A 24,578-nucleotide genomic window follows, 5' to 3' on the forward strand; every position below is an offset into this window, starting at 1 on the left:
CCGTCACCGACACCCGACCCCGAGGACCTCATGCTTCCGCGCTTACGCACCGCCGCGCTCGCAGCCACCCTGATGCTCGCCCCGGCGCTCCCCCTGGCCGCCCCGGCCTCCGCCGCCCCGGCCAAGCACTACGACGACTTCAACGGCGACGGCCACCGCGACCTGGCTTACTCCTACGACCTGAGAGGCAGCACGACAGAAGGCTTCACCGGCGGAGCCGTCGTCGTGGTCTACGGCACCGCCTCGGGCCGCCTGGACGACAACAGGCACCAGCTGATCCACCAGGACAGCCCCGGCATCCCCGGATCGGGTGAGGAGGACGACTCGTTCGGCCAAGAGCTCGCCAACGCCGACCTGAACAAGGACGGTTACGCCGACCTCGTCGTCGGCAACCCCGCCGAGAACCGGGGCAAGGGATCCGTCGTCATCGTCTGGGGCAGCGCCCGCGGCCTGTCCGGCGGCACCCCCCTCCGCGACCGGACGGACACCCCGTACGGCTTCGGCACCGATCTCGCGACCGGTGACTTCAACGGCGACGGCTCCCCCGACATCGCGGCCATCGGCGGCGTGGACACCTGGCTGCACCGCGGTCCGTTCACCCGGTCCGGCCGCGCCGGGCGGGTCAGCGAGGTCGGCAGCAGCGACTTCGCCCCCGGCTCCCTGGCCGCCGGCAAGGTCACCGCCGACCGCCGGACCGACCTGGTCGTCCTCGGCGTCCGCCTTCGCACGAACCGCACCGAGGCGTGGTTCTTCAAGGGTTCCGCCGCCGGACTCGTCCCGGGCCGCAAGAAGACCATCGACGCCCGTCGGGCGATCGACCATGGCCCGAACGCCGCCATCGGGGACTTCGACCGGGACGGCTACGGCGACATCGCCCTGGGCGACCCCGACGAGGACGCCGGCAAGGGCTCCGTGACCCTCTGGTACGGCGCCTCGGGCGGACCGAGCAGCAGCCGCCGCACCGTCCGGCTCACCCAGGGCACCGCAGGTGTCACCGGCGCCCGGGAACGTGAGGACCGCTTCGGCGATGCCCTGAGCGCGGGGGACACCGATGGCGACGGCTACGCGGACCTCGCCGTCGGCGTCCCGGGCGAATCCGTGGGCTCCGAGGAGTACGCGGGCGGGGTCACCGTCTTCCGCGGCGGTTCCGGCGGCCTGAAGGGCACCCGTTCGAGCTGGTTCGCCGAGAACTCCCCCGGGATCGTGGGCACTCCCGCGTCGGACGACACCTTCGGCAACAACGTGCGGCTGCGGGACCTGAACCGCGACGGCCGGGCCGAACTGGTCGTCAGCGCCCCGGGCGACGATGTGGGATACGTCCTGCCGGGCACCGCGTCCGGCCCCTCCGCCGCCGGTTCGTACCTCCTCACCCGCATGGGCTCGGGGTTCCCGAACTGAGCCCTCGCGCGGCCCGGGGCTGCGTGGCGGTGCCGCACACCCGCCCCGGAGCCTCGGGCGCACCCCTCGGGGGAGCCCGTAGGGGATGTCACAGCTCGGCAGCAAACCCCGGACTGAACCCATGAGCGCGGCATGCACGTCTGCACAAGCAGGTACGTTCGAAGGGTGGCTGGATTCAGGATGGGACGCGGACGGGACTCCCGCTCGGCGCGGCAGGGTCAACAGGGGCAGCAGCAACCGTACGGGAACGGCGGGCAGCCGTACGGCGGTCAGCCCGTGCCGCCGCACGCCGGGCAGCAGTGGCAGGGCGCGGGACCGGGAGGTCCGAACGCCTACGCGCCGGGCCCCGGCCCGAGCGCCGGATACGGCCCCGGCCCGGGCGGCGGGCACCGTGACGAGCCGGAGTACTTCGGCGGCCCGGACCAGGGCTATGCGCCGTACCAGGGCCAGGGCCAGGGCGGCCCGGGACCGGATGCTCATGCCAACAACCCCGGGCACACCCAGGCGTTCAGCATCGGCGAGAGCCCGGACGCCTACGGCCCGGACCAGGGCTACGCCCCGTACGACGACGGCCCGCAGGGCAGCACCTACCGCGCCGGCGGGTCCGGCGCCCCGGTGGCGGGCCCGCGCCTGCCCTGGAAGGAGCTGCTGAGCGGAATCGTGCTGCGGCCGGGCGCCACGTTCTTCCAGATGCGCGACTACCCGGTCTGGGGCCCGGCGCTCATCGTCACCTTCGTGTACGGCCTGGTCGCCGTGTTCGGCTTCGACCAGGCCCGCGAGGACGTGCTGAACGCCACACTCTCCAACAGCATCCCGTGGGTGGTCAGCACCGGCATCGCCGTGGTGATCAGTGGTCTGCTGCTGGGCGCGGTGACGCACACGCTCGCCCGCCAGCTGGGCGGCGACGGCGCCTGGCAGCCCACCATCGGCCTGTCGATGCTGATCATGGCGCTGACCGACACGCCGCGGCTGCTCTTCGCGATGTTCCTCGGCGGCGACAGCTCGCTGGTGCAGGTCCTGGGCTGGGCGACCTGGTTCGCCGCGGGCGCGCTGTTCACCGCGATGGTGAGCAAGTCGCACGACCTGCCGTGGCCGAAGGCGCTGGGCGCCTCCGCGATCCAGCTGGTCGCGCTGCTGGCACTGATCAAGCTGGGCACGCTGTAGGACACACTCCGCACAGCTTCTGCCGCCGGGGCGGCGGAGGCTGGACGGGCGGCAGGAGCGGGGCAGCCCGCCCGCGCTACATCGCGCAGAAGCCCGGTGCCGGGACCTGTGAGAACAGGTCCGGCCCGGGCTTTTCCCTGCGCTGTGGCTTGCTTGTGCGCTGTGGCTTTCCTGCGCGCTGCAGCCTTCCCGTGCGCTGTCCGGCCGCCCGCGGGCGGCCGGGATCCGGCTCAGGCGTCCAGGATCTGGCCCTCGCGCCGGACGACGGGCGGCTCGACCGACCAGGGGAAATTGATCCACTGATCGGTCTTCTTCCAGACGTACTCGCACTTCACCAGCGACTGCGGCTTCTCGTAGATCACCGCGCACCGCACGTCCGCGACGTGCCCGGCGCAGAAGTCGTGCACCAACTTGAGCGTCTTGCCGGTGTCGGCGACGTCGTCCGCGACGAGCACCTTCTTCTCGCTGAGGTCCACCACGTTCGGCACGGGCGGCAGCATCACGGGCAGGTCGAGGGTGGTGCCGACCCCGGTGTAGAACTCCACGTTAAAGACCAGAGGCGCAGTAACCAGGCACGATGCCTGATCACTGCACCTCAAGTCAGCACCAGCTCAGTACGGTGCCACGCTGGGGGTCAGCACGAGCTACGCGACCCGAACCCGGGTGAGCGCTTCCGACAGATCCTGCGCGACAGCCAGAGCCACCGCGCCCTTGATCCGTTCCTCCGCGCCAGGAAGCAGGTGTACGTAGACCTGCTCCGTGGTCTTGCTGCTGGCGTGCCCCATCCACTGCGCCAGTTCCACCAGGGGCACTCCCGCACCGATGGCGACTGAGGCGAAGTAGTGACGCAAGGACTTCGGAGTCAGCTTTCGATCTTCAAGACCGGCTTTCTCGACCGCCTTGTTCCAACGGGTCTGGAAGGTTGTGCGCGCAGGGAACCGGCCCGCATAGGTCTCCGACTCATAGAACCATCCCTCATCACCCCAGGTCCCGTACGTGCTGAGGTGACTTCCCCACTCACCCCGCGTGATATCGGGGACGGGGACCCGACGACCGTTCCGCGACCACTTCACTTCGGGCCGAATGGCGGTCGTCCGCCCTGCACCCTCGTTCTCACCGAAGGTCGAGAGCTGAGCGTTGACCGTAAAGAACCCGGTCCCCTGGTTCCATTTGGTCTCGCACAGGGCCAACGCTTCCCCCACGCGGAGCCCGCACCCAGCCATGGACCAGACCGTTGAGCGGTAGTAGGAACGGAAGTTCTCGTAGATCGCTTCCACTTCACTCGTTGTCGGAACTTCGGATGGATCGATCGGCCGATACACGGGATCCTTACGCTTTCGGGGATCCGCCTTCTTGCATGGATTCTTGGGAATGATTTCCGCTTCCCAGGCATACTTGAACACGGACGCAAGAACGACCTTGCGCGTATGAATTCCGTAGGCCTTGTACCCCTTCTCCTTTTGGGCCGTTTCCCACTGCGCAATGTCACTCGCAGTGATTGCCCCCATCGGGCGCCGCCCGAAGAACCCCTCGAAGTGATTCTTGTAAATGCTCTGGTACTGCACGCGCGAGGACTGCGCTAGCGCATTCTCGTCCGAACCCGCGCTTAACCACTCCTGCCAGACAGCGGCGAAGGTTCGCTTCGATTGCTTGGGGTCGATGTAGGAGCCTGTGTCTTTCTCACGCTCCACTTTCCGTTCGAACCGCTCAGCGATCTTCTTCCCAGCGGCCCCCTTCTCGAAGGTCTTCTCTCGCTGACGCCCGGAGCGCCCCCCAGGCTCACGCCAGCGGACCACCCACGGATGGGCACACCGCTCCCAGGCCGTCACCTCGCAGTCGCACCGCTTGATGATGGCACCCATCTAGCCTCCACTCATCGTTCGGACTCAGCACCAGGATTCTACACATCTAGCTGACGGTGTGTCGATCGATCCAGTTCTCCAAGTCCCTTTCACGGAAGCGCAGATGGCGCCCAACGCGGCATGCGGGGATACCCCAATTCCGCCACTGGCTGTAGAGCGTGGACAGGGAGATGGCCAGGTAGTCAGCGGTCTGAGTCGGTGTCAGCAGCCTGTTGGACCCTCCCCTCACGGCGACCTCCCTTCACCGTCCGGTCGTGCCTGATTTCGCGCAGCACGGCAAGGTCCTCTGCGATGCCAGCCGCTAGCTCTGCCTCCGCCGGCGTGTGCCCTGAGCCGACATACCGCCATCCAGACTCGGTAACGGTGTCAGCACCCCCTACCGCTTCACCGCCAGCAACCCCGTGGTACTCAGCACGAGCAGCCCGCAGTTCGGCATAGGTGGTCGAGTAGGCTCGGGATTTCGTCAGGACGTGCCCCCGATATCCGAGGGTGTGCGCCCAAGCACGCAGCCGGAGCGGTTCCAATTCACGAAGGCCACCCAAACGCCAGCAAGTGCCCATGAGGGCCCGCAGGTGGGAATTTATCGAGAACCGCGGAATCTCACCTACGGAGGATATTCGATAGTCGATTCCCCCGGCATCCGAAACAGACTTGCCGACATACTTGGCGACATAGGCCGCTACTGCATCGTCCTTTACTGGAGATGGTCCACCAAAGGCCCGAATTGCATGCACGTCCACCTGTCGGCCCCAGCGAACGGACCTCTCACCGAAGGCCGCCGAGTACGGCACTGGAACCGTGACGGTGGCCGCAGCCTCCCTGACGACGCCGTCCAGGAGCTTCCCAGTGCCCCAAGCGGGTGGCGCCGCGTCGGGTCCGGAGGGGCCATCGAGGCGGATCACGGAGTGGAAGTGCACTGCGCCGCGCTGCTGGTACTCCGCGACCTTGGCGAACGACAGCCGTGCGTGTTCAGCGAACTTGGACTGTGCGATGCCAGCCGAGGTGGCCAGGTTGCGGCGGACCATGTCACAGAAGCGGTTCCACAGCCGTCCGGCGTACGCGTGCCAGAGAACGTGCCCGGTGTAGTCGTAGCAGTCGACGCACAGGGGCTGACCCACCAACGCGTCGCCATCACCGTGAGCCGCGCCGCAACCGATGCGCCTCCCGTGCTCGCAGTCTCCACCGTCACGCCGAGGCTGGCACCGCTCACCGTTGGTCGTCGCCCGGTGTACCGCACCGAACGAAGGTGCCGTGAGAGTGACGAAGAGCCGTGGGTGGCCCCGTACCCGGCCGGGTGTTCCCTTCCCACCTGCTAGCCCGGCCCGCACAAGTTGGAAGGTGTCTCCCGCGTGCAGGTAGGAGCACGGCTGGCACCGCGTCTCCCGCCGGTTGCGGCACCGCACGGCCAGTCGCCCACCTGGCTCATTCGCCGTGTCGTAGTGCCGAAGGATCTCCCCGGACTCTCTGTCATGGACGGTGGTTCGCCCAGCCAGGTAGATCGGGTGCGCACAGCCTCCGATGTTGTGGATCTGTGCCAGCCAGCGACGGAATCCGGGGGAATTGGCGAGACGGATCATGTCGCGCTCTGTCTCGGAGAGAGTGCGAAGGCGCTCGGCCGCAGCCAGAGCCGAGCGCCGTGCGTCCGCGTTGGTCATCGGGTCTGGGCGTGGGGTCACGTACTCCATGGAGGAGCCCTTTCTGTGGGGGCAGCCCTGCGAAGGGCCGCCGGGGGAAGTGGGATGTGGTCGGTTGGCATGGGCAATCACCTCGTTGAGATGGGTGTTCGTTGGGATCAGGGTCGCGCCGGCACCTCTGGCCCGCGGCCCCGGAGTCAGCGGATCCAGCCGCGCCCCCGACAGCATCGACACCGTCGGCGTAGGTGCCCCGTGCAGACCCTCGGGCCGCCTGATCCCCCACAGACGGGGCACTTGACGGGGCCCATCGTCATGGCCAGCGTGTCCGTCATCGCGATGCTCATGTGAATGGGTCCGAGAGCTCGTTGACCGCCCAGGCAATGAAGTTGGCCAGCGGCGTCATGGCGAGATAGAAGCCCCAGAGCCCGAGGACGATCATTTGCCATGCACGGATCTCGCCGCTCCTCACGAGCATCACCACAACGATGCTCAGGAGGATGACGAATACGTAGACCTCTCCCTGTGTCATGCGTTTCCCCCTTCCTTGTTGATGGCTTCCACCAGCACAGGCAGCTCCGGCGCCAGGTGGGCGCTCTCAGCTGCCGTCTGCCGAGCTTCCTCGGTCGTGGTCAGCACCGAGCGGGCCCGCATCCACCGGCCACCGATCGTGGTGACAGCAACCCCCTGCTCCTCTTCCGTGATGAGCTGGGCGACGTCCACGGCCTCCGGCGACAGGTCACCGAGCGCCATCTCTGCCGTGGTGGGGTCGTTGACCCGGTGAGCGATACGCCCGCCGAGCTGAGCACGCAGAGCGGTGACTCCCGGCCCGAGATCCGAGCCGACGCGCTGCCCCGAGACCACCAGGTGCAGCCCAAGGGCCGCGCCGATCTGTGCCAGCCTCAGCAGGTGTGTCGAGCACCGTGCCGCCTCATCCCGGGACTCACGTGAACCGTCTGTGAGGTACAGCTCCGCGAGCTCGTCCACCAGGACCACGACGGGTACAGGTCGTTCGGCATCCGGCAGCTCCCAGACCGAACGCACCTGAGCCGAACGGCACTGCGCCATGCGTTTGGAGATCTCATCGACCAGCGCGACCAGCAGGGCACCGGCTTCCTTGCGGGTGCTGGCCAAGGCCGAGAGCCGCCGCCCGAACAGGCCCAGCTCCATTCCGCCCTTGCAGTCGATGCCCACCAGGGCGACCGGCTGTGGTGCCAGCTCCCGGACGAGGGCGGCGAGAAGCGTGGACTTACCCGAACGCGTGGCACCGACCACGAGCCAGTGAGGCACCTTCTTGAAGTCCAGGACCCAAGCGCCGCCGTCCTCGATACGCCCGACCCGAGCCAACAGGACCTTGGGACGGTGCGCCACCTCGGACATGGGCTCCTCCGCGAGCGGGTCACGCGCCGTGACCGTGACCAGCACCTCACGACGACGAGGTGACGTCACGCGCACCCGGTGAACCTCCCAGGCATGCTCCAGTGCCTCAGCAGCAGCCAAGAACGGCGCCGGTGTCTGCCCCTGGTTCAGTCGGATCCGCACCACGAGCCCGGTAGGCGTCACATGCGGCAGGCCAATGCGCGGCATCACCTGCCGCAGTGCGTCGCCCTTCACGACCATGTCGCCGACCACCGTCCGACGAGGCTGGCGGGAGATGGACAGATCGTTGATCAAACAGACCTGCTTCCAGCGCCACCGCATCCGGATGGCCACGGCGGGGAAGCCGGCGAAGTACCAACGCCACGGGAATGCCCGCAGGTCGAACCGCTTGTCTGCCAAGCGCGGTTCCCACCAACGCTGGGTGAGCACGCCGAGGATCAGCAGAGCCGTAATGATCCATACGACCAGCGACCACACCATCTAGGACTCTTCCTTTCCGGTCTCGTCGAGGGCGAGCAGCACACGCCGTCCGTACTCGGCTGTCAGTTCGCCGTTGAGGCTCGCCAGGCTCAGAAGCCACCGCTGTGTGTCCGGGTCGGCAATCACGCTCAGCAGCGACTCGACGCCGCGGAGAACCCGCAGGTGTGTCATGAGCTGTTCGACGTCTGAGGCCTTGACGTTGTCCATCAGGCGTCCCCGCCCTTGTTCCGCGGTGTTGCCGCCGCCGCAGAGGGACCAGTCGGAGTGATTGACGAGACCCGGAACGAGACACCCTTGCGGCCGTCGATCTCCCATGCCGTAGCGACTAGGTCACCCAGCAACACGGGCACTCCCTCCGATACGCCCCGCGGTTCACCCGGTACGACCACGTCGATGACGTCTGCGCGCCGACGGTCCCGCTGACGCACCGACACTCCAACGACATAGAGAATCCGGCCCTCCCGGTCCTTCCGAGGCTCGTCCGTCTCCGGGTTGATGCGGGGCTCGGGTGGCACGACGCACATGCAGGTCCCAAGTCGGGCCACGTCGATGGGCATGTTTTGCACGGCATTCACTTCCTTTCGGTCACACGACGACGAGAGGCATGCCCGCCTCTCGTCCTAATGAGTGACAAGAATGAGTCATCCGGTTCGGCTAGGGCAACCTCTTATCCTGACGAGTGGCATACTGACGCCGGTACCACACACCACTGACACCTACGACGAACCAGGGGGCAGCAGGATGCCAGGAGAGATCATCCGACCGTCCGCCATGTACATGCAGGTGGCTGATCGGCTGGCGAAGGAGATCACATCGGGCGCTTACGCACCAGGCTCGCTGCTCCCCAGCGAGACCGAACTCATCAAGCGTTTCGGGGTAAGCCGCCCGACCGTCCGCGCCGCCATCGCGGAACTACGCAGCATGGGGCTCGTGGAGAGCCACCACGGCAAGGGCACCATGGTGCGCAGCACGAATACGCCCACCGCAGCCCTGTCCCGGACCGTCAGCAAGACAGGTAAGCGTTACAGCACGCCCGAACTGATCGAACGGGAACAGCCTGCCGTGACCAGGACTCACCTCACGGGGACGATTGCCGAACTCTTGGGCCAAGACAGCCATGACGCTGCCGACGCGTTCAGTGCCGATTGGTCGATGGCCGATCCCAATACCGGTGCTCGCTTCACTCACCGGGTGATCATCCCCATGCATATTGCCGCGGAGGTTCCTCCGTTGGCCGACACTCCCGACGCCCCCGTCACCGAGTTGTACGCCCACCTTGCCGCCGCAGGCCACGAGTTGTGGTGGTGCGAATACGTCACCGCTCGGGTGCCGCTCCCGGATGAGCGCGCCGCGTTGGGCCTCACCGATGCCAGTCCCATCCTGGTTACCTACCGCATCACGTACAACGCGGATGACCATCCGCTGATCTGTGAAGAGCTCCACACGGCCGCCAGCAAGACACACTTGGCATTCCGGATCACCACCGAAAAGGCATCACCCAAGCGGCCCACCCGGTCCCGAGGCGGATCGGTGTAAACCTTCCTTACTTCCTCAAGGGCGCACCTACGGCGCGCCGGGCGCCCGCCGCCTCGGCCGGGCGTGCGGCCTCCGGCCGGTCCCGTCCGGTCGGCAGCCGCCCGAACCGCTCGCCTGCCCTTGACACCCAGAAGCCCCCGCCAGCCTCGCTAGCGGGGGCTTCTCTCTGCCTCGGAGCGACCGGACCCAGTCCAGACGCCGCCAGCCCACATCCTCAGCGGCGGCATGTCCGCGCGTGCCTCTCCGCGTGGAACTTCGCCGGGGACAGCCCCGGAGCGAGCATCCGCCGTCGGCAACCTGAGCACACGACCCAGCGTTGCCCCAAGCCATCCTCCTCTACGCGAACCTCGCTGCCCTGACGCGTCGTCCACGCCTTGTTCCTGCCCCTCCCGAACATCCTGCCTCCCTGCCTCATCCCGATTTCATCCCGTCGCCGGCCCTGCCGACCAAGCTCGCAATGGGCCAGCCGATCGGCGAACGTTCCCCCGGCATCCACGGCATCGCCCTTCCAGGACGATCCGGCAGTCCCGCGCCCGGCCGCCTCCCGCGCTCTGCACCATCGAGGACCACTACTGCGCCGTACCCGCGCCGTACACCAGTGATAGGCGCTTCGCGCCGCGCGGAATACTCGCGGAGGCTCCTCCGGACCCCACCTCCGCGAACCGGGCATCCAGGAACCGCCGCCGAATCCACGCAGCGCTACGGCTCCGACCCAAGCATCCCTGACAGGAAACGCACCGCAGTCGGGCTCAGCCAAACCCGCCCTTCCCCGTGGGGTCCCGTGTGGGGAGTCGCCCGCAGCAGTTCGGAGTTGAGCCCGCTCGCCTTAACCGCTGTGTTGAACTCCGCGGCTGCATCCGCGGCATCCATCCAGCCTGCTACGTAGTCAATGCCCCGCACCCACACACCTTCGCCCCCGTCGGCATCGTCCATCCAAGGTGCAGCATTCATGCCATATCCCCCGATTCATCCGCCATCGCTTCAGCTCTCCGTACCTCTGCGTGAGTTCATCAGCACATCAGGTATTCACTGTAGGGCGCAAGGATCTTGCCTCCCGAATCCCGCACAACGGGAAATGATCAACGACCCCCTCCCGACACGCGGGAAGGGGCCGTCGATTCAGGAATGATCAGCCGCTGCCATAGAGGAGGCATTGAGCAGGGCTGCCGGTACTACAGGTCGGGGCGGAGAGGTAGGTCTGCGAGACCCACCCCGTACTGCCACGAGGTAGGCCACCCTGACTATCCGAGAGAAGTCTCACCTCATCCCATCGACCAGCCCCATCACCATTGGTCGAAATGATCTCGACCTCATCCCCCTCGTACAGAAGCCCCTTTACGGGCTGATCCGTACCAATCCAGGTCCGAAATCGCAGACCATCTGTAGTCACCACCTCGGACTGCGCGCGATTCACGGAGTCCGCCGAAGCGGCGGTGGCCCCAACCCCCACGCCGACCACGGTTACGGCGCTGACGACAGCGAGCGCCACCAGGCGCTGACGCATGGATGCCATGTCTTGTCCTTTCGACTCAGTGCGACGAGCAGCGAGAGACTGACAACCACTCGTCCTGACGAGTGTTCATAGTCCAGGACCGAGCGCTCGTTAGGCAACCACTTATTCTGATGAGTGTCCGGTTGGAGAAGCCCCGCCCACCCCTCACGCGATGAGGCAGACGGGGCCGGTGCTGGTCGAACGGCTAGCCGGGGAGCTGAAACTCAGCGTCCTTCACGGCCTCCACGAAGGACGACCAAGCCGCCAGCTCGAACATCAGAGCAGGCCCTCCCGGGTCCTTGCTGTCTCGCACCGGTACGGCGCCCGGGAAGCCGTCTGCGACCTCCACGCACGCGCCACCTTCACCGTTGCTGTAGGTCGACTTCCGCCAGGTAACACACGACAGGTCAGGCGCTGAGCGATTCATTGGTTCCGTACTCCCTAGCCACCGATTCGATGAGTTCTAGCGACGCGTCCGGCGACATGGCGGCGGCGCAGGTCAGATGGTAGGACAGCAAGCACGTATCAACCTGTTCCGGCTTGTCAAGCACCTGCCCGCCATGCGGCCCCTCCATGTAGGCAACTGGCGGGGTGTCCGCGAAGTGCAGGACGATGAGTTGACCCGCGATGAGGGGGTGAGCCCCTGCCTGAGTCGGGAGAATCTGTACCACCGCCTTGGCAGCCCTGGCGGCATCCGCCACGTGATCCAACTGCTCTTTCATCACCGTGGGCCCACCGATCGGACGGTGGAGCGCCACCTCGTCAAGGATCACTAGGAGCCTGGGGCCACCCTGCGTTCGGTCCAGAATCTCTGCGCGCTTCATCCGGGCCGCTACCAACTCCGCGATCTCATCGGGCTGACGGAATGGGTTTGACGCTCGGGTGATGACAGCAGCGTATTCGGGAGTCTGAAGCAGACCGGGTACCAGCGCTGCTCCGTACCAGTCGATTCGGGTGGCCTGCGGTTCCAACCGAGCGATGGCCGCGAAATAGTCTGCAAGCTCAATGCGCTGATGCTCCGCCTTGACAGCCATCCGGTAGACCCGCAGAAGGTGGCCCGTCACCTCAAGCGCACCGTCCATGCGCTCAACCATCGACTCTTCCGGGCGCCGAAAGGCTGTCTCGAACTGAGAGATGTACCCCTTGGAGACAAAGAGGAGGGCCCCGAGCTCAGCCTGGCTCAATCCGCGCTCCTCACGGCACCGGCGCAGCTCCGAGCCGAAGAAGGCGAACGGGTTAGCGGTCGGATCCAGCTTCTTCGAGTCGAACGCCATGAGAGTGAATCTCCTGTTTACCGGCAGGTGTAAACACGCGATGGCTTCCGACAGTACCGCCCAGCCGCAACTCTGGCAGCACAGACGGCGGTTCACGGCCCGTCAGGTGCTTCGAACCTGCCACCACGACCACTGAACCACGAGGTTGACCCATGTCACGCAGCCCCGAACGAGACGAAGGAGCGCCAGGCACCAGCCGAGCCGACCAGACCGAGGGGACCACGGCGAGGCCTGGCCGGGGCAAGCCGGCGGAGGCCCCACAGGCAGCGGTAGTTGAGGTCTTCACCACGAAGCGCGGCAGCGCGGTTCCACCCTGTCCATTCCCCTGTTCAATCTGCCGCAGAAAGGGTCGGCAGTGATCACCAAGAAGAATGTGATTCCTCGGTGATCAACCACCCTTGCTGGGCATCTGAGGATCGCTTACGAGCAGAGAAGGCAATCAACGAACTTGCCTCCGCGTTGCTGGCAATCAATGTCGAGTTGGTCAACATCGACATTGAGAAGCCCTGCCGCTGTTGCCACCCCTATGCCCCCAACGTGGTAATCAATCTTGGCGAAATCAGGATCGAGGAGGCACAGGAATTCGCCAACACTCTGGCCGAGTTGGTGAAACTGATAGGCACCCAAGGCCAAGACAACTCGGGGCAGCCAAGAAGTCACGGACACCAGGGGTGAAAGATGACCCGGCACGATGCGGACCCGGGAGAAGCTCGGATCGAGAAGGACAGGGAAGAGGCAGCACCGCGAGAGCCTGTCGTTGGAGAACTGGTCCATGACACGGCGATCGACAAGGTGGGCGAATTCCGCGGCTCCGTGGGCGGTCGTTGGATGCTCCGGCCCCCCGGCGGAGGCACCGAGTGGGAAGCGGACCCCGCAGCAGTGGCGCCGCCAGGCATGTACGAGCACTTGCGCGCCCTCGTAGCCGTGGACGGTGCAAGGCGTAGGGATCACCGCCGATGACCGCGAGCACTTTCGGCTACTGGTGCGAGGTGACGGCAGAGGGCCCCGTATACGGCAGCGGTCAGACGGTGTCCTGCGTCCTCGGCACCTGCCAGACCATCTCGGTGAAGCTCGCGTTGCGATGGCTGATCACACAGGCTCACCGCATCGCAGATGGACTGGACCCGAGCCCTTCATCCCCGTGGGTGCAACCCACCATGGCACTGACGCGAGCGACCGTCCCGGACTGCCCTTCGGAGTTGCGAGCTTGGTGCGCGGACCCCGAAGAACAACGGGCTGCCCGCGACAAGCTCAAGGAGGGGGCTCCGTTCTCTCTGGTCGTCCCCGACAGGCCCGGCCGCTACGTGCTGGCGGTCTGGCCTCTCAGCCTGCCCTCCGCCACCGAGGGCCCGCCTCAGTCTCTCGGGCAGCCCGGAAGGCATCACCCTTCGCCCAACCGCCACAGGAAACCCCGAGGCAGGCCGCGTTGGTTGCCCTGCCCGAGCCGGTCAGACCAACTGGACCACTAGGAGTTGCAGCATGCCAAGGACACCGGATCAACGACGGGCAGCACGGGAGACCGTCCGCTCAAGCAGAAACACGATCATTCAGCGATATCGAAACTTCGAATCCATGAACAAGCTTGCCTCCGAATTTGGGGTCAGTCCCAAGTGGCTGGCAGACCGTTTCGACGAGTGGGGCGAGCCCCGTCGAGGCAGGGCCGCCGCATACGCGGTACTCGGGGCCCGGGTCACGCCCCCGGCCACCGGCTCAGGCTGAGGCTCCGAGTCAGCCGGTGACGCCTGTGAACCTCACCGCCAGGAGCGGGCCCAGGAGGCCGACCAGACCGACGCCGTTCGGTAGAAGCCATCAGTGAAAGCCGCCGCCACCGGGGCGACAAGCCACTCCATCAGTGCCACTCACCCGAAGCGAGGAACCATGGCCATACCCACGACGCACCGCCCCCGCACTTCGTCCGGCGCCACGAGCCCCCTCCGGAGCCGCACAGCCGTCCGGAACCTGCTGGAGCCGCAGACGCTCACCCCAGCCGATCTTTCGATGGTGCTGCTGGTCACCGCGGAGGAAGCTGACCGGCCCATGCCCACGGTCACTGTGGCTGGCATCCCCGCTGTTATGCGCGAAGCCGCACGCCTTGGTGTTCGGTCCGTGAAGCTCTTCGCGGAGTCAGCCGACCGGGATACCACCGGGGAGATCTCGCTCTCCCCCGATTCTCTGATGGCCCGAGCCGTCCGCACGGCCAAGGACGCGGAACCGTCGATCGCCCTAATGACGGAGACCTGTCTCTGTTCGTACACAGCGGAAGGAGCCTGCTATCTCAGCGATCGATACGGACGGCCTGACGTACCCGCAACCCTCGAAGTGACAGCAGCGCAGGCCATCGCTCACGCAGAAGCGGGGGCGGACATCGTCGGCCCCGCTTCGATGGTGCTCGGCACCACCCGGAGCGCACGACGGGCACTGGACGACACCGGACACGACGGAGTCTCCGTCATGCCACACGTGATCTTCTGGTCCGGCCTGTACGACAACTTCCGCCGCACCATGGGTGCCACCCCGAAGGCAGGAGCCAACCGGGAGTTCCAGATCAACCCGGGCCGCGCCGATCAATTCATCGACACCGCCTTACGCATGGAGTCGAACGGTGCCGACATGCTCTTACTGGAGCCCGCACAGTTCACCGCAGACGTGCTGGCCACGCTTCGAGGAGCGACCCGCGCTCCCCTGTTCCCCTTCTCGGTCTCGGGGGAGTACACCACGCTGTCCCGGGTGGACCCCGAGACAGGAAGGCGAGACGTACGCCTTTTGATCGAGCTGTTCACCATGCTGAAGCGGGCAGGGGCGACAGCAAGTGTCACGTATGCGGCACTGGATATCGCCCGCCAGCTCAACTAACGGCGAGAGCAGCCCGCACGGCATCAAGGATCGAATGCGCGCCCTGGTCAATGAGGTCCCTGGCCAGGGCCGCTCCGATTTTCTCGGGCTCGGTGGACGGGCCGTCGATCATTCCTGAAACTCGACGGCGCCCATCTAGCGATGTCACTTGCCCGGACACCCTGAGCTTTCCATCCGGAAGCGTCTCAGCATAGGCGCCCACGGGGACACTGCATCCACCGTGCAGTTCGGCAAGCAAAGCCCGCTCCGCCCTCACCTCAGCGTCAACCTTCAGGTCTCCGACGGTGACCAGGAGCTCACGCAGGGCAGAGTCTTCCTCACGGACCTGAATTCCCAGAGCACCTTGCCCGGGGCTCGGCGGGAAGAGATCAAGCGGCAGCAATTCACCAATGGCGTCTTCCAGGCCAAGCCGGCGCAGCCCTGCCGCTGCCAGCACCACCGCGTCCAGGCCCTCCGTCTGAATCTTCTTGAGGCGGGGCGGGACGTTCCCCCGGATCGGGACAACCTCAAGATCAGGCCGCACGGCGAGGAGCTGTGCGATGCGTCGAGGGGCGCCAGTACCGACCCTCGCACCCTTCCGCAGCCCCGCAAGGGTCGAGCCGCAAAGCGCGTCGCGAACGTCCTCTCGCCCCGGTGGTGGCAGCAACACAAGGCCGGGAGGGTTCGCCGTCGGAAGGTCTTTCAGCGAATGGACGACCACATCGACATCACCGCGCGACAACGCCGCTTCCTGCTCCGTACTGAATGCAGAACCGCCGCTTACGGCTGAAACATCCGACAGTGGCGACTTACGGTCTCTGTCTCCACCTTCCAGAATTACGCGGTGCGTGAAAACAACCCCCGAGAAGCGCGCACGCAGAGGGCGCAGATATTCCCGCACCTGAACTTTGGCAAGGTTGCTGGCACGCGAGCCGACTAAATATTGAGCCACATCAACCAACCCTCGAAGTCTGACAGGACTTAGATCAATGCTACGCCCCGCAGGCATCGTCTTTTTCGGACCGAGTGTCGGAATATTTTCCCGGACCGGGTGTCGGCATAAAGGAAGACTCCTGGGCGCGATCGACCGAGCCGATGGCCACCGCGGTCCAGGACGCCCGCCGCACTCAGCGCAGGGAGTAGTACACATGGGTACCCGGCACGACCAAGCCGGAGCAGCCCTCTCGCCTCCGCGCGGTGTCAGCACCCGCTCAGCACACGAGCTGTGATCACCGGCGAACTACGGCAATCAACTGAAAGGTCGGTGCCCCAAAGCGGAGCACCGACCCTGTCTGTTTTGCTGCGTTTTAGGCGTCCAGAACCTGACCTTCACGCCGGACGACGGGCCTTTCCACCGACCACGGAAAGTTGATCCACTGGTCCGTGCGCTTCCAGACGTACTCGCACTTGACCAGGGAAGATGGCTTCTCGTAGATCACCGCGGAGCGAACTTCGGCCGCATGCTCCGCACAAAAGTCGTGGACCAGTTTGAGCGTTTTGCCCGTATCTGCCACATCATCGGCTACTAGGATGCGCTTTTCGGAGAAATCCACCGCATTGGGCAGGGGTGGGAGCATAACTGGCACTTCCAAAGTCCGCCCGACACCCTCATAGAACTCCACGTTCATGACGTGCAGGTTCTTCACGTCCAGCGCGTAGCCGAGACCACCGGCGACGAAGAGGCCGCCGCGCGCGATGGAGAGGATGATGTCCGGCTCGTACCCGTCGTCGGCCACGGTCTGGGCCAGCTCGCGTATCGCCTGCCCGAAGAGGGGGTAGGTCAGGTTCTCCCGCTCGTCACTCACTTCGTTCCGCCCCGTCTCTTCCCTGTCTCAGACCTGTGTGCGGTGGAAATTCTTGAAGGAGCGAGAGGGCGTGGGCCCCCGCTGCCCCTGGTACCGGGACTGGTACTTCGCCGAGCCGTACGGGTGCTCGGCGGGCGAGGTCAGCCGGAACATGCACAGCTGCCCGATCTTCATGCCCGGCCACAGCTTGATCGGCAGCGTGGCGACGTTCGACAGCTCCAGCGTCACGTGGCCCGAGAAGCCGGGGTCGATGAAGCCGGCGGTGGAGTGCGTCAGCAGGCCGAGCCGGCCCAGGCTGGACTTGCCCTCCAGCCGCGACGCGATGTCGTCGGGGAGCGTGATGACCTCGTAGGTGGAGGCCAGCACGAACTCGCCGGGGTGCAGGATGAAGGCCTCGTCCCCCTCGGGCTCCACGAGCCGGGTGAGGTCGCTCTGCTCCGTGGCGGGGTCGATGTGGGGGTACCGGTGGTTCTCGAACACCCGGAAGAAGCGGTCCAGCCGTACGTCGATGCTGGACGGCTGCACCATGTCGGGGTCGTAAGGATCGATCCGGACCCGGCCGGCGTCGATCTCGGTCCGGATGTCCTTGTCAGAGAGAAGCACGGGTCGAAGGGTACGCGGACGGGCTGGGCCCGGCCCAATCGGACCGGGCCCACCCTTCGCTGCGAGCGGTCGTCCCGCCCCGGCGAGCCCCCTGCGGCCGGCTGCTGTGCGGCCGGCCGACGGGGCGGCGCACCGAGGCGGCTGCCGGCTGTCAGGCGCGGCGCCACTCCGGGCCGGCCGCGGCGGCCGGCGCCGGCACGGCGACCGGTACCGGCACCGAGTGGCGCAACCGGGCGCACCGGGGACAGCGCAGGAGCCGTCCGGGGCCGAGCCGGTCGGTACCGAGGTTCTGCAGCGGGAACGACGCGGTGCTGAAAACGTGCCCTTCGGCACAACGAACGACGGTGCGCTCCATCGAGTCCCTTCCCCAAAGAACGTGCAAGACAAAAGCCACATTAGGGGATGGTCCGGACGCCTCCGTACGCGGCACTCCGGCCCCCACGGTACGCCTCAACTGCCATACCCCACACCCGCATCCCCGTCCGGGCGACAGCGCCGGAACACCCCCGACGCGGGCCTGCCGCGACCCTCCGGACACTGCCGGGACACACCCCGACAGGCGCCCCACGGACGCTCCGGAGGCGAGCCGGGTCGGGCCCCGGCGCGAAGCCGGCGGCGGATCGGAACGCGGCTCACCGACGGACCCGGGACACCCCGGAGACGGATCGGCAGACGCTCCGGGCGCGGGCCCGAACAGGCACCGTACAACCCGCCGCACACTCCCGCGCGACACCCCCGGGGCTCCTCCCCGACGTGCCTTGCGAGGGCGCGTGCCCGGTGGCGCGGCGAGCAACCCCCGGGAAGGGCACGGGATGACGGAAGAGGGGTGAGGCGGAGGGGCGAGGGGGCGGAGAAGTCGCGTGGACGCGGAACGCGAGCCCGAACGACGGGAGACCCCACGACAGGTCAGGACGATCACGGTGCTCACGACGGATGGCCGGATACACCACGGGCCAGCAATGGGGTACAGTGTGCAACGGTGAGACGCCGTAACGGTGATCTTTCGCGGGTGTAGTTTAATGGTAGAACATGAGCTTCCCAAGCTCAGAGCGCGAGTTCGATTCTCGTCACCCGCTCCACATGAAAGCCCCAGGTCAGCGGCCTGGGGCTCGTTCGTTGTCTAGACCATTTCTGAGCCGCGTGCCAGTCACGTGCCATAACGCACCGAGCACCGCACCGTATTGGCACGCGCCAGCCCTTCCCGAGCAAGTTGACCGGCCGTCATCTCGAATCACGAGACGGACCTTCTGTGGGGTGCGTCACGCCGCAAGGCGGGCGGGGTCTCGATGCAGCTGCGAATGCGCTCTTTGCGATATCGATCGCCGGATAGGCCCCGGCAGATTGGGGAGCGTGGAACAGGCAGGCAATCGAAGGCAGGGGAAGGCCGGGGGATATGGGCACGGTACTGCTGGTGTTAGCCACACTGGCTGGGGCTGGAGTGGTCGTTGGCCTTGTGCGCGCCGGGCGACGCGAGGCGCGAGGTGAGCGAGCCCGGCTCGCGGAACAGGCCCGCGTGCAGGCCCGGAGGTCTCTGGACGCGGTCTGGGTAATGGGCGACCGAATGTTCGAGGAGTACGTGGCCGAGCTGTGCCGACGTGATGGCGCACCGACGTCCGCCGCGTCGGCGGCAGGGGCGATCTGGGCGCTGATGTGACCGGGTGGCTCCCCGACGGCCGCAAGTTGGTAATCCAGTGCAAGCGGTATGCCAAACACCGCTCGGTCGGCAGCAGGGATCTGCAGACATTCAACGGCACTGCTCGCTCCGAGCATGGAGCCGACGCCCCGGTCTTTGTCGCCTCGTGCGTCTTCACCAAGCCCGCCCGGGACTTCGCCGCTAAACACCACCTGGCACTCATCGACGTCGATCTGCTGGGCTTCTGGAACGGCGGCACGCCCCTGCCCAAGCTCCTGGACCTCGACACCGGAAGCTCCGGCAACAACCGCAGGCTCCGCCCGGACGAGTGACGGACGATACGCGCGCCGCGCCGGTTACACATCCAAGAGCACGAGAGGGGCAGGGCCGGCGTACTGCCGGCCCTGCCCGTCTCACGTATCAGCGCGGGTCAGGCAACACCGCATTCTGCAGATCGCCCTCCTCCGGCCCTGGCGCAGCTGCGCCAGGGCGGGCGCGGAGCCGGTGAACGGTGGCCAACTCACTTTCTTGCTCCTGCTGCTCGGAGGCACCTTGGCGCTGACGGCGTACGTCGGCGTCCATGCTCGCGGCTATCTTGCGCTGGTGCGTCCTCTTGGAGTGCTGGTAGATCAGCTGCGCCCGCTCGCTGGACTGACCCGCGCGGACCATGAGGTCCTTGAGCTTGGCGCCGGTGTCAGCGGCCAGGGTGTTGCCGGTGTGCCGCAGGTCGTAGAAGCGGAAGTCGTCCGGAAGGCCGACCTTCTTCCTTGCCTTGCGGTACTTGCGTCCGAAGGTGGACCGACGGAAGGGCGCCCCGCGCTCCCCGACGAAGACCAGCCCCTCCGGACCCTGCTCGGCGAACCAGTCCAGGTGCTGCCGCAGGTCGACGAGCACAGACGAGGGCAGCACGATCTCCCGTTTACCGGCACGGGACTTCGGGTCACCGAGCACCCGCTTGCCCGTGGTCAGCTCCGGTGCGGCGCGCTTGACCCAGACCGACCCCTCTGCCAGGTTGACGTCCTTACGCCTCAGCTCCGCCAGCTCCTCCGGGCGCATCGAGGCGAATGCGCCGAGGAGGATCATCAGCCGCCAGCGCAGCCCGATCCCATCGGCGAGGTCGAAGACCTGATCGACGGTGGCAACGGGGCGCTCGTCAGCCTCCTCCTTGCCCGCGCCCCTGATCCGGCACGGGTTCCTCTTGATCATGTCGTCATCGAGGGCGGTCTCCATGATCGCCTTGAGCAGGCGGTAGGACTTGGCGACGGTGGTCATGCCCGTCGCCTTCAGCCGCTCGGCACGCCAAGACCTGACCCTTGCCGTGCTGATCTCGTTGACGTCCAGGTCGCCGAGGAAGGGCTCCAGGTGCAGGCGCAGCAGCCTGCGATACAGCTCATCCGTCGTGTCGGCGACTCCTCGCTCGTCGATCCACTTCGTGGCGTACACCAGGAAGTTGACCGCACCGGCATTCGGGTCGATCCAGTCGCCGCGCGACTGGTCGGCCTCGGTCTGGCTGAGCCAGACCTCCGCGTCGGTCTTCGTCTCGAACGTCTCCGGCGCTGCGCGCAGGTCTCCGTTCGTATCCGGGTAGCGGGCCTGCCAGCGTCCCGAGGGAAGCCGGCGCACGGATCCGTAGCGCCGCCGCTGCGGCTTGCGCTTGCGGGCCATCAGGCCGCCAGCCGGAAGCGGGAGCGTGCCTGGCGCACCGGCTCTACTGTCCGGGCCGCGATGTACGCGTCGAGAGCGCTCTGCGGGATGCGGACGTGGCGGCCGACCTTGACGTAGCGGATGCGCCGCTCCGCGATCAGGCGACGCGGGAAGCGCTCACCGGTGCCCAGCTGCTCGGCGACCTCAGCCACGGTGAGCAGGCGGTCGGTGGGGGTGTTCACCTCCCCGACCATGTGCGAGGGCGAAGGCAGGGCAGGGGGTGTTGCAGCTCGGGGCAAGGGTGGGTCCTCATCTGGCCGGCACGGGGCGGCAACCCCGGTTTCGCCGGTCGTCGTTCAGGGATGGGCGGTTGGTGCTTTTGTGCTCCGGTCATGGGCGTTCGCGGCACCCGCGCCGGGGAGAGTCAGCGGTCGGAGTCGGTGTCGGGGTGGTCCGCTTCCGGCTGCGTCGGTGGTGCCTGCTGCAGGAGGCCGGGTGGTGGCGTGGAGGCCATGATGTCCTCGGCGATGGCGTTCGAGACGAGGACGTCGGCCTCTTCCCGCAGATCGGGGTGTTGTGCGAGATAGGCGTCGAGGGCGTCGCGGGCCTCGGCGGCAGCGCGGTTGGCCAGGCGCATCTCGCGGTAGCGGCGGCGGATGTCCTCGATGAGTTCCATCGCGCGGGTGTGCGCGGCCAGTCTCGGCGGGCCGACGAGGTTTTCGAGGGAGATGCCGAAGAGCTCGGCGAAGCCGATCGCCTCGTCGAGGTTGACCCGCCGCTTGTGGTTCTCGATGCGCCACACGGCGGACGGGTTGATCTCGTAGCCCGCTTCGTTCAGCTGGTCCGACACCGCGTTGGTGCTCCAGCTGCGGGCTTCCCGCTCCAGCTTGATCCGCACGGCGACGTTCTCCTCGCCCCGGAGCATCAGGGACTCGTCGGGCGCCTCATCACCTTCCACAACCAACTCCTCTTCGTCAGGCATCGGGGCACTGCGATTTGCAGTACCAAAAGAGTAGCATGGGTTCTGCGTGACGCAATACGCTTCTGCGCCAGGCAGAATCCTGGTATAATTGATCTCCGGACGCCACGGCGCCCGACAACGCAAGAAGCCCCGGTGCGCGAACACCGGGGCCGAAGCGAAACCCCCACCAACCGCCCATCCCTGAACGACAACCGGCAAGGCCGGGGTTGCCGCCCCGATGGCCTGCCGTGTGAGGAGATCTATGCTCCACAGTACGTGCCCACGTACTGCCCCCGCATCTCCCTTGCGCCAGCCGTCCGCGAAGGCGGGGCGATAAGGCATGGCGCGCATACGCACCATCAAGCCGGAAGCCTTCGCTTCCGAGTCGCTCGCCCAGGTCACCGTCACGGCCGAGCGGACCTTCTTCGGCCTGCTCACCCAGGCGGACGACCATGGCCGCTTCCGCGACCAGGCTGCTGTTATCGCCGGACTGCTGTGGTCCCTACGGCCCGAGCACGGCCCCCTGGGTGTCGAAGACGACCTGGCCCAGCTCGCCAGCGCCGACCTGATCTGCCGCTACGAGGGCGAGGACGGCAAGCGGTACCTGCACGTCGTCACCTTCAGCAGGCACCAGAAGATCAACCGGCCCAGCGGTGTCCGCCATCCCGCCTGTCCCCACCACGATGGAGCGCCACGCCACGCGACCGCAGGGGTGCCGCAGGGAGACCTCAGGGAGCCCTCCGTGAGCCCTCGCGGAGCACTCGCGGAGGGCTCACGGGAAATTCGCGAACCCTCAGCGAAGTGCGAAGCGCCAGGTCAGAGCGGTTTCCATGAGCCCTCCATGACGGTGCAGGGAGGACTCACGGAGGACTCCGTGAGTCCTCACGGTCCGGATCTAGGACCTAGGATCATGGATCTAGGATCAGTACCTACGGGGGCCGCAGGCGGCCCCGCGCCGGATGCCGTCTCGGCCAAGCAGTTGATCGGCGAGTACGTCGCAGCGTGCGCCCATCGCCCGCCAGAGAAGTTCCTCGGCCATCTCGGTCGCGAGGTCAACCAGCTTCTCGCCGAGCGCATCGCTCCCGCACATCTCCGTGCCGGGCTGGAGCGCCTGCGCACCAAGGGTCTGAGCCCCAGCGTCCTGCCGAGCCTCGTCAACGAGGCCATGAACGCCGCACCGGTCGCTCCGGCGCCGCACCGGCCCTGGACCAATCCCACCGACATCGAGGCCGCGTACGGGGGTGAGCTGTGACTACAGCGACCCGTGAGCCACAGCGTGTCGGGCGCATGGCCGACCGTCTCGACGCGATCCTCGCCGACCGGGGCATAGACCCCACCACGGCCCCTGTGGAGCCCCCCGCCGAGCCAGTGACCGCGCCGGAACTGGCCGACGCCCGCATCCCGGCCCGCTACCGCAGCGCTCTCGCCGACCACCCGGAGGTCACCGCCTGGGTCGACGAGATCGCCCGCACCGGCCGCCCCGGCCCTGGCGGGGCACCTGGGATCTCAGACGGCCCGTCGTTGCTGATTGCCGGTCCTACCGGCACCGGCAAGACCCACCAGGCGTACGGCGCGGTGCGCTCGCTCCTTGCCGCCGGTGTCCGGCTCCGCTGGGACGCCACGACCGCAGCCGATCTCTATGCCAGTCTTCGCCCCCGGCAAGGCCATGATCCCGAGCGCACCCTGTGGGATCTCGGCCGCTGCCCGCTACTGATCCTCGATGACCTCGGCGCAGCCAAGACGTCGGAGTGGACGGAAGGGCTGACGTACCGGCTGATCAACCGCCGCTACAACGAGATGCTCCCGACCCTGGTCACCACCAACCTGCCCATCGGCGAGCTGCGCGGAGCCGTCGGCGACCGCGTCGCTTCCCGTCTCGCCGAGATGACCACCCGCGTCATCCTGGGCGGTACCGACCGCAGAAGGCAGCCCGCGTATTAACGGGCCCTTGCGCCCTGCGTCCTCGCCCCACAGCCTCTCCCCCGGCGCCAGGCCGCCATCCCCACCTGGAGTGCCTCCACTTGCCTGCATCCACCTCCGTCGGCGCCACCCCCGCCGTCATATCCGGTACCGCCACGATCCGCCTCGGTATCGCCCTACTCGGTGCCATCGGCTTCGCCCTCTCCTACGACGCGCTGCGGCAGATGGCCGTCGCCGTCCACATCAGCGGACTGCTGACCTACGCCTTCCCACTGGTGATCGACGGGTTCATCGCCATCGGCATCTGCGCCCTGATCATCCTGCGCACCGCCCCCTTGCGCTCCCGCCTGTACGTGTGGGCGCTCGTCGGGCTGGCCACCGCCACAAGCATCTGGGCCAACGCGCTGCACGCCATCCACCTCAACCACCGCACCAAGCTCCGCCTCGACGACCTCACCGTCGGCGGACTCTCCTCCATCGCCCCGCTCGCCCTCGCCGGGGCCGTCCACCTCTACCTCGTCATCCGCCGCCACCTCACCGCCAACGGCGTGGCGGCGGTAGCGCCCTCCGCCGCTCCGACTGCCGAAGCCGCCACGCCCGAGCCGATCCGCCAGGTCCGCCAGGTCCGCCAGGTCCGCCAGGAACAAGCGGACGACGCCAGCACAGCTCCCCTTGCCAAGGCGAGCAGCACATCCGCCCGCGAGGCGAAGGGCACCATCCCCGTGGCGCCGGCGGCCGAGACAGTGCCCAAGAAGGGCGGGCGCAAGACCACCGTCCCTGACGACGTGCTGCTGGCAACAGCCCGCGCCATCGGCGCCCAGACCGGCAAGGTCTCTCGCACGAACCTGGAGGACGCGGTCCGGGACAAGGGCTACACGATCCGCAAGGACCTCGCCAAAGAGGCCGCCGAAGCCGTCATGGCGGAACTCGAATCCGCCGCCGGCACCACCCAAGCCGCATAAC

Annotated in this window: 25 protein-coding genes, 1 tRNA gene and 1 pseudogene; 10 read left to right on the forward strand and 17 right to left on the reverse strand. The window is 67.0% G+C overall.

Features of this window, described 5'->3' with window-relative positions; genetic code table 11:
- The first annotated feature begins 30 nt into the window (after positions 1 to 30).
- Together AC3EQ1_RS23420 and AC3EQ1_RS23425 are read left to right on the forward strand one after the other, a co-directional pair.
- Positions 31 to 1,398, forward strand: coding sequence for an FG-GAP and VCBS repeat-containing protein (locus AC3EQ1_RS23420; RefSeq protein WP_432096303.1), 1,368 nt, complete (start codon positions 31 to 33; stop codon positions 1,396 to 1,398).
- A 165-nt stretch (positions 1,399 to 1,563) separates the two neighbouring features.
- On the forward strand, positions 1,564 to 2,562 hold the full coding sequence (locus AC3EQ1_RS23425; protein WP_488187169.1) for a Yip1 family protein: 999 nt from the start codon (positions 1,564 to 1,566) through the stop codon (positions 2,560 to 2,562).
- Between the two features lie 230 nt (positions 2,563 to 2,792).
- Here AC3EQ1_RS23425 and AC3EQ1_RS23430 read toward each other — a convergent pair.
- The 8 genes and pseudogenes from AC3EQ1_RS23430 to AC3EQ1_RS23465 form a co-directional block, all read right to left on the reverse strand.
- Positions 2,793 to 3,110, reverse strand: a pseudogene (locus AC3EQ1_RS23430) (phosphoribosyltransferase); the annotation flags it as partial.
- A 96-nt stretch (positions 3,111 to 3,206) separates the two neighbouring features.
- A complete protein-coding gene (locus AC3EQ1_RS23435) occupies positions 3,207 to 4,424 on the reverse strand; it encodes a tyrosine-type recombinase/integrase (protein ID WP_432096305.1) in 1,218 nt (405 codons plus the stop codon).
- Positions 4,425 to 4,470: 46 nt separating this feature from the next.
- Positions 4,471 to 4,653, reverse strand: a complete 183-nt coding sequence (locus AC3EQ1_RS23440) for a helix-turn-helix domain-containing protein (RefSeq protein ID WP_432096306.1) — start codon at positions 4,651 to 4,653, stop codon at positions 4,471 to 4,473.
- The gene (locus tag AC3EQ1_RS23445; RefSeq protein ID WP_432096342.1) at positions 4,607 to 6,286 is read right to left on the reverse strand and encodes a replication initiator; all 1,680 of its coding nucleotides are present in this window, start codon (positions 6,284 to 6,286) and stop codon (positions 4,607 to 4,609) included. Before AC3EQ1_RS23445 ends, AC3EQ1_RS23440 begins: the two co-directional genes overlap by 47 nt.
- A 112-nt stretch (positions 6,287 to 6,398) precedes the next feature.
- On the reverse strand, positions 6,399 to 6,587 hold the full coding sequence (locus tag AC3EQ1_RS23450; RefSeq protein WP_432096307.1) for a hypothetical protein: 189 nt from the start codon (positions 6,585 to 6,587) through the stop codon (positions 6,399 to 6,401).
- Positions 6,584 to 7,915, reverse strand: a complete 1,332-nt coding sequence (locus AC3EQ1_RS23455) for an FtsK/SpoIIIE domain-containing protein (RefSeq protein ID WP_432096308.1) — start codon at positions 7,913 to 7,915, stop codon at positions 6,584 to 6,586. Before AC3EQ1_RS23455 ends, AC3EQ1_RS23450 begins: the two co-directional genes overlap by 4 nt.
- Positions 7,916 to 8,122 carry a hypothetical protein gene (locus tag AC3EQ1_RS23460; RefSeq protein ID WP_432096309.1) on the reverse strand — a complete coding sequence of 69 codons (207 nt, stop codon included), beginning with the start codon at positions 8,120 to 8,122 and terminating at the stop codon, positions 7,916 to 7,918.
- Positions 8,122 to 8,472, reverse strand: coding sequence for an SCO3933 family regulatory protein (locus tag AC3EQ1_RS23465; RefSeq protein ID WP_488187170.1), 351 nt, complete (start codon positions 8,470 to 8,472; stop codon positions 8,122 to 8,124). The genes AC3EQ1_RS23460 and AC3EQ1_RS23465 overlap by 1 nt, the downstream gene beginning before the upstream one ends.
- 214 nt (positions 8,473 to 8,686) lie before the next feature.
- On the opposite strand from AC3EQ1_RS23465, the gene AC3EQ1_RS23470 reads away from it, so the two are divergent.
- A complete protein-coding gene (locus AC3EQ1_RS23470; protein ID WP_432096310.1) occupies positions 8,687 to 9,451 on the forward strand; it encodes a GntR family transcriptional regulator in 765 nt (254 codons plus the stop codon).
- A gap of 1,697 nt (positions 9,452 to 11,148) precedes the next feature.
- On the opposite strand, the gene AC3EQ1_RS23475 is transcribed toward AC3EQ1_RS23470, so the two are convergent.
- On the reverse strand, positions 11,149 to 11,370 hold the full coding sequence (locus AC3EQ1_RS23475; RefSeq protein WP_432096311.1) for a DUF397 domain-containing protein: 222 nt from the start codon (positions 11,368 to 11,370) through the stop codon (positions 11,149 to 11,151).
- Positions 11,351 to 12,217 carry a helix-turn-helix domain-containing protein gene (locus AC3EQ1_RS23480; protein ID WP_432096312.1) on the reverse strand — a complete coding sequence of 289 codons (867 nt, stop codon included), beginning with the start codon at positions 12,215 to 12,217 and terminating at the stop codon, positions 11,351 to 11,353. Before AC3EQ1_RS23480 ends, AC3EQ1_RS23475 begins: the two co-directional genes overlap by 20 nt.
- A 384-nt stretch (positions 12,218 to 12,601) precedes the next feature.
- On the opposite strand from AC3EQ1_RS23480, the gene AC3EQ1_RS23485 reads away from it, so the two are divergent.
- On the forward strand, positions 12,602 to 12,892 hold the full coding sequence (locus tag AC3EQ1_RS23485; RefSeq protein WP_432096313.1) for a hypothetical protein: 291 nt from the start codon (positions 12,602 to 12,604) through the stop codon (positions 12,890 to 12,892).
- 1,203 nt (positions 12,893 to 14,095) lie between these two features.
- Complete coding sequence (locus tag AC3EQ1_RS23490; RefSeq protein ID WP_432096314.1) at positions 14,096 to 15,070, forward strand: hypothetical protein; 975 nt, start codon at positions 14,096 to 14,098, stop codon at positions 15,068 to 15,070.
- Here AC3EQ1_RS23490 and hemC read toward each other — a convergent pair.
- From hemC to AC3EQ1_RS23510, 4 genes are all read right to left on the reverse strand, one after another.
- On the reverse strand, positions 15,063 to 16,001 hold the full coding sequence (gene hemC, locus AC3EQ1_RS23495; protein WP_432096343.1) for a hydroxymethylbilane synthase: 939 nt from the start codon (positions 15,999 to 16,001) through the stop codon (positions 15,063 to 15,065). The two genes, AC3EQ1_RS23490 and hemC, sit on opposite strands and share 8 nt — an antisense overlap.
- Positions 16,002 to 16,356: 355 nt before the next feature.
- On the reverse strand, positions 16,357 to 16,854 hold the full coding sequence (locus AC3EQ1_RS23500) for a phosphoribosyltransferase (RefSeq protein WP_432096315.1): 498 nt from the start codon (positions 16,852 to 16,854) through the stop codon (positions 16,357 to 16,359).
- 27 nt (positions 16,855 to 16,881) lie between these two features.
- On the reverse strand, positions 16,882 to 17,457 hold the full coding sequence (dcd, locus tag AC3EQ1_RS23505) for a dCTP deaminase (RefSeq protein WP_351506772.1): 576 nt from the start codon (positions 17,455 to 17,457) through the stop codon (positions 16,882 to 16,884).
- 151 nt (positions 17,458 to 17,608) lie between these two features.
- On the reverse strand, positions 17,609 to 17,812 hold the full coding sequence (locus AC3EQ1_RS23510) for a hypothetical protein (protein ID WP_351506771.1): 204 nt from the start codon (positions 17,810 to 17,812) through the stop codon (positions 17,609 to 17,611).
- Positions 17,813 to 18,462: 650 nt separating this feature from the next.
- Here AC3EQ1_RS23510 and AC3EQ1_RS23515 point away from each other — a divergent pair.
- Both AC3EQ1_RS23515 and AC3EQ1_RS23520 read left to right on the forward strand, forming a co-directional pair.
- A tRNA-Gly gene (locus AC3EQ1_RS23515) sits at positions 18,463 to 18,536 on the forward strand.
- 571 nt (positions 18,537 to 19,107) lie between these two features.
- The gene (locus AC3EQ1_RS23520; protein ID WP_432096316.1) at positions 19,108 to 19,422 is read left to right on the forward strand and encodes a restriction endonuclease; all 315 of its coding nucleotides are present in this window, start codon (positions 19,108 to 19,110) and stop codon (positions 19,420 to 19,422) included.
- Between the two features lie 88 nt (positions 19,423 to 19,510).
- On the opposite strand, the gene AC3EQ1_RS23525 is transcribed toward AC3EQ1_RS23520, so the two are convergent.
- The 3 genes from AC3EQ1_RS23525 to AC3EQ1_RS23535 all read right to left on the reverse strand — a co-directional run bounded on the left by AC3EQ1_RS23525 (position 19,511) and on the right by AC3EQ1_RS23535 (position 21,716).
- Positions 19,511 to 20,755, reverse strand: coding sequence for a site-specific integrase (locus AC3EQ1_RS23525; RefSeq protein ID WP_432096317.1), 1,245 nt, complete (start codon positions 20,753 to 20,755; stop codon positions 19,511 to 19,513).
- Positions 20,755 to 20,976: a helix-turn-helix domain-containing protein gene (locus AC3EQ1_RS23530; RefSeq protein ID WP_432096318.1), complete on the reverse strand. Its 222-nt coding sequence runs from the start codon at positions 20,974 to 20,976 to the stop codon at positions 20,755 to 20,757. Before AC3EQ1_RS23530 ends, AC3EQ1_RS23525 begins: the two co-directional genes overlap by 1 nt.
- A 182-nt stretch (positions 20,977 to 21,158) precedes the next feature.
- On the reverse strand, positions 21,159 to 21,716 hold the full coding sequence (locus AC3EQ1_RS23535) for a helix-turn-helix domain-containing protein (protein ID WP_432096319.1): 558 nt from the start codon (positions 21,714 to 21,716) through the stop codon (positions 21,159 to 21,161).
- Between the two features lie 319 nt (positions 21,717 to 22,035).
- Between AC3EQ1_RS23535 and AC3EQ1_RS23540 the strand changes: the two genes are divergently transcribed.
- The 3 genes from AC3EQ1_RS23540 (at position 22,036) to AC3EQ1_RS23550 (ending at position 24,577) form a co-directional block, all read left to right on the forward strand.
- Positions 22,036 to 22,947 carry a hypothetical protein gene (locus AC3EQ1_RS23540; RefSeq protein WP_432096320.1) on the forward strand — a complete coding sequence of 304 codons (912 nt, stop codon included), beginning with the start codon at positions 22,036 to 22,038 and terminating at the stop codon, positions 22,945 to 22,947.
- A 35-nt stretch (positions 22,948 to 22,982) separates the two neighbouring features.
- Complete coding sequence (locus tag AC3EQ1_RS23545; RefSeq protein WP_432096321.1) at positions 22,983 to 23,636, forward strand: ATP-binding protein; 654 nt, start codon at positions 22,983 to 22,985, stop codon at positions 23,634 to 23,636.
- An 80-nt stretch (positions 23,637 to 23,716) separates the two neighbouring features.
- Positions 23,717 to 24,577: a DUF2637 domain-containing protein gene (locus AC3EQ1_RS23550; protein ID WP_432096322.1), complete on the forward strand. Its 861-nt coding sequence runs from the start codon at positions 23,717 to 23,719 to the stop codon at positions 24,575 to 24,577.
- The last annotated feature ends 1 nt before the right edge of the window (position 24,578 follow it).

Source organism: Streptomyces sp. bgisy100, assembly GCF_057709105.1.

Bases quoted from the DNA above. Each gene is read 5' to 3' on its own strand.
- AC3EQ1_RS23420 (WP_432096303.1), top strand. From the start codon at position 31: ATGCTTCCGCGCTTACGCACCGCCGCGCTCGCAGCCACCCTGATGCTC.
- AC3EQ1_RS23455 (WP_432096308.1), bottom strand. From the start codon at position 7,915: ATGGTGTGGTCGCTGGTCGTATGGATCATTACGGCTCTGCTGATCCTC.
- AC3EQ1_RS23490 (WP_432096314.1), top strand. From the start codon at position 14,096: ATGGCCATACCCACGACGCACCGCCCCCGCACTTCGTCCGGCGCCACG.
- AC3EQ1_RS23475 (WP_432096311.1), bottom strand. From the start codon at position 11,370: ATGAATCGCTCAGCGCCTGACCTGTCGTGTGTTACCTGGCGGAAGTCG.
- AC3EQ1_RS23535 (WP_432096319.1), bottom strand. From the start codon at position 21,716: ATGCCTGACGAAGAGGAGTTGGTTGTGGAAGGTGATGAGGCGCCCGAC.
- AC3EQ1_RS23445 (WP_432096342.1), bottom strand. From the start codon at position 6,286: ATGCTGTCGGGGGCGCGGCTGGATCCGCTGACTCCGGGGCCGCGGGCC.
- AC3EQ1_RS23480 (WP_432096312.1), bottom strand. From the start codon at position 12,217: ATGGCGTTCGACTCGAAGAAGCTGGATCCGACCGCTAACCCGTTCGCC.
- AC3EQ1_RS23470 (WP_432096310.1), top strand. From the start codon at position 8,687: ATGTACATGCAGGTGGCTGATCGGCTGGCGAAGGAGATCACATCGGGC.
- AC3EQ1_RS23450 (WP_432096307.1), bottom strand. From the start codon at position 6,587: ATGACACAGGGAGAGGTCTACGTATTCGTCATCCTCCTGAGCATCGTT.
- AC3EQ1_RS23525 (WP_432096317.1), bottom strand. From the start codon at position 20,755: ATGGCCCGCAAGCGCAAGCCGCAGCGGCGGCGCTACGGATCCGTGCGC.
- AC3EQ1_RS23545 (WP_432096321.1), top strand. From the start codon at position 22,983: ATGGCCGACCGTCTCGACGCGATCCTCGCCGACCGGGGCATAGACCCC.
- AC3EQ1_RS23465 (WP_488187170.1), bottom strand. From the start codon at position 8,472: ATGCCCATCGACGTGGCCCGACTTGGGACCTGCATGTGCGTCGTGCCA.
- AC3EQ1_RS23510 (WP_351506771.1), bottom strand. From the start codon at position 17,812: ATGGAGCGCACCGTCGTTCGTTGTGCCGAAGGGCACGTTTTCAGCACC.
- AC3EQ1_RS23460 (WP_432096309.1), bottom strand. From the start codon at position 8,122: ATGGACAACGTCAAGGCCTCAGACGTCGAACAGCTCATGACACACCTG.
- AC3EQ1_RS23435 (WP_432096305.1), bottom strand. From the start codon at position 4,424: ATGGGTGCCATCATCAAGCGGTGCGACTGCGAGGTGACGGCCTGGGAG.
- AC3EQ1_RS23540 (WP_432096320.1), top strand. From the start codon at position 22,036: ATGGCGCGCATACGCACCATCAAGCCGGAAGCCTTCGCTTCCGAGTCG.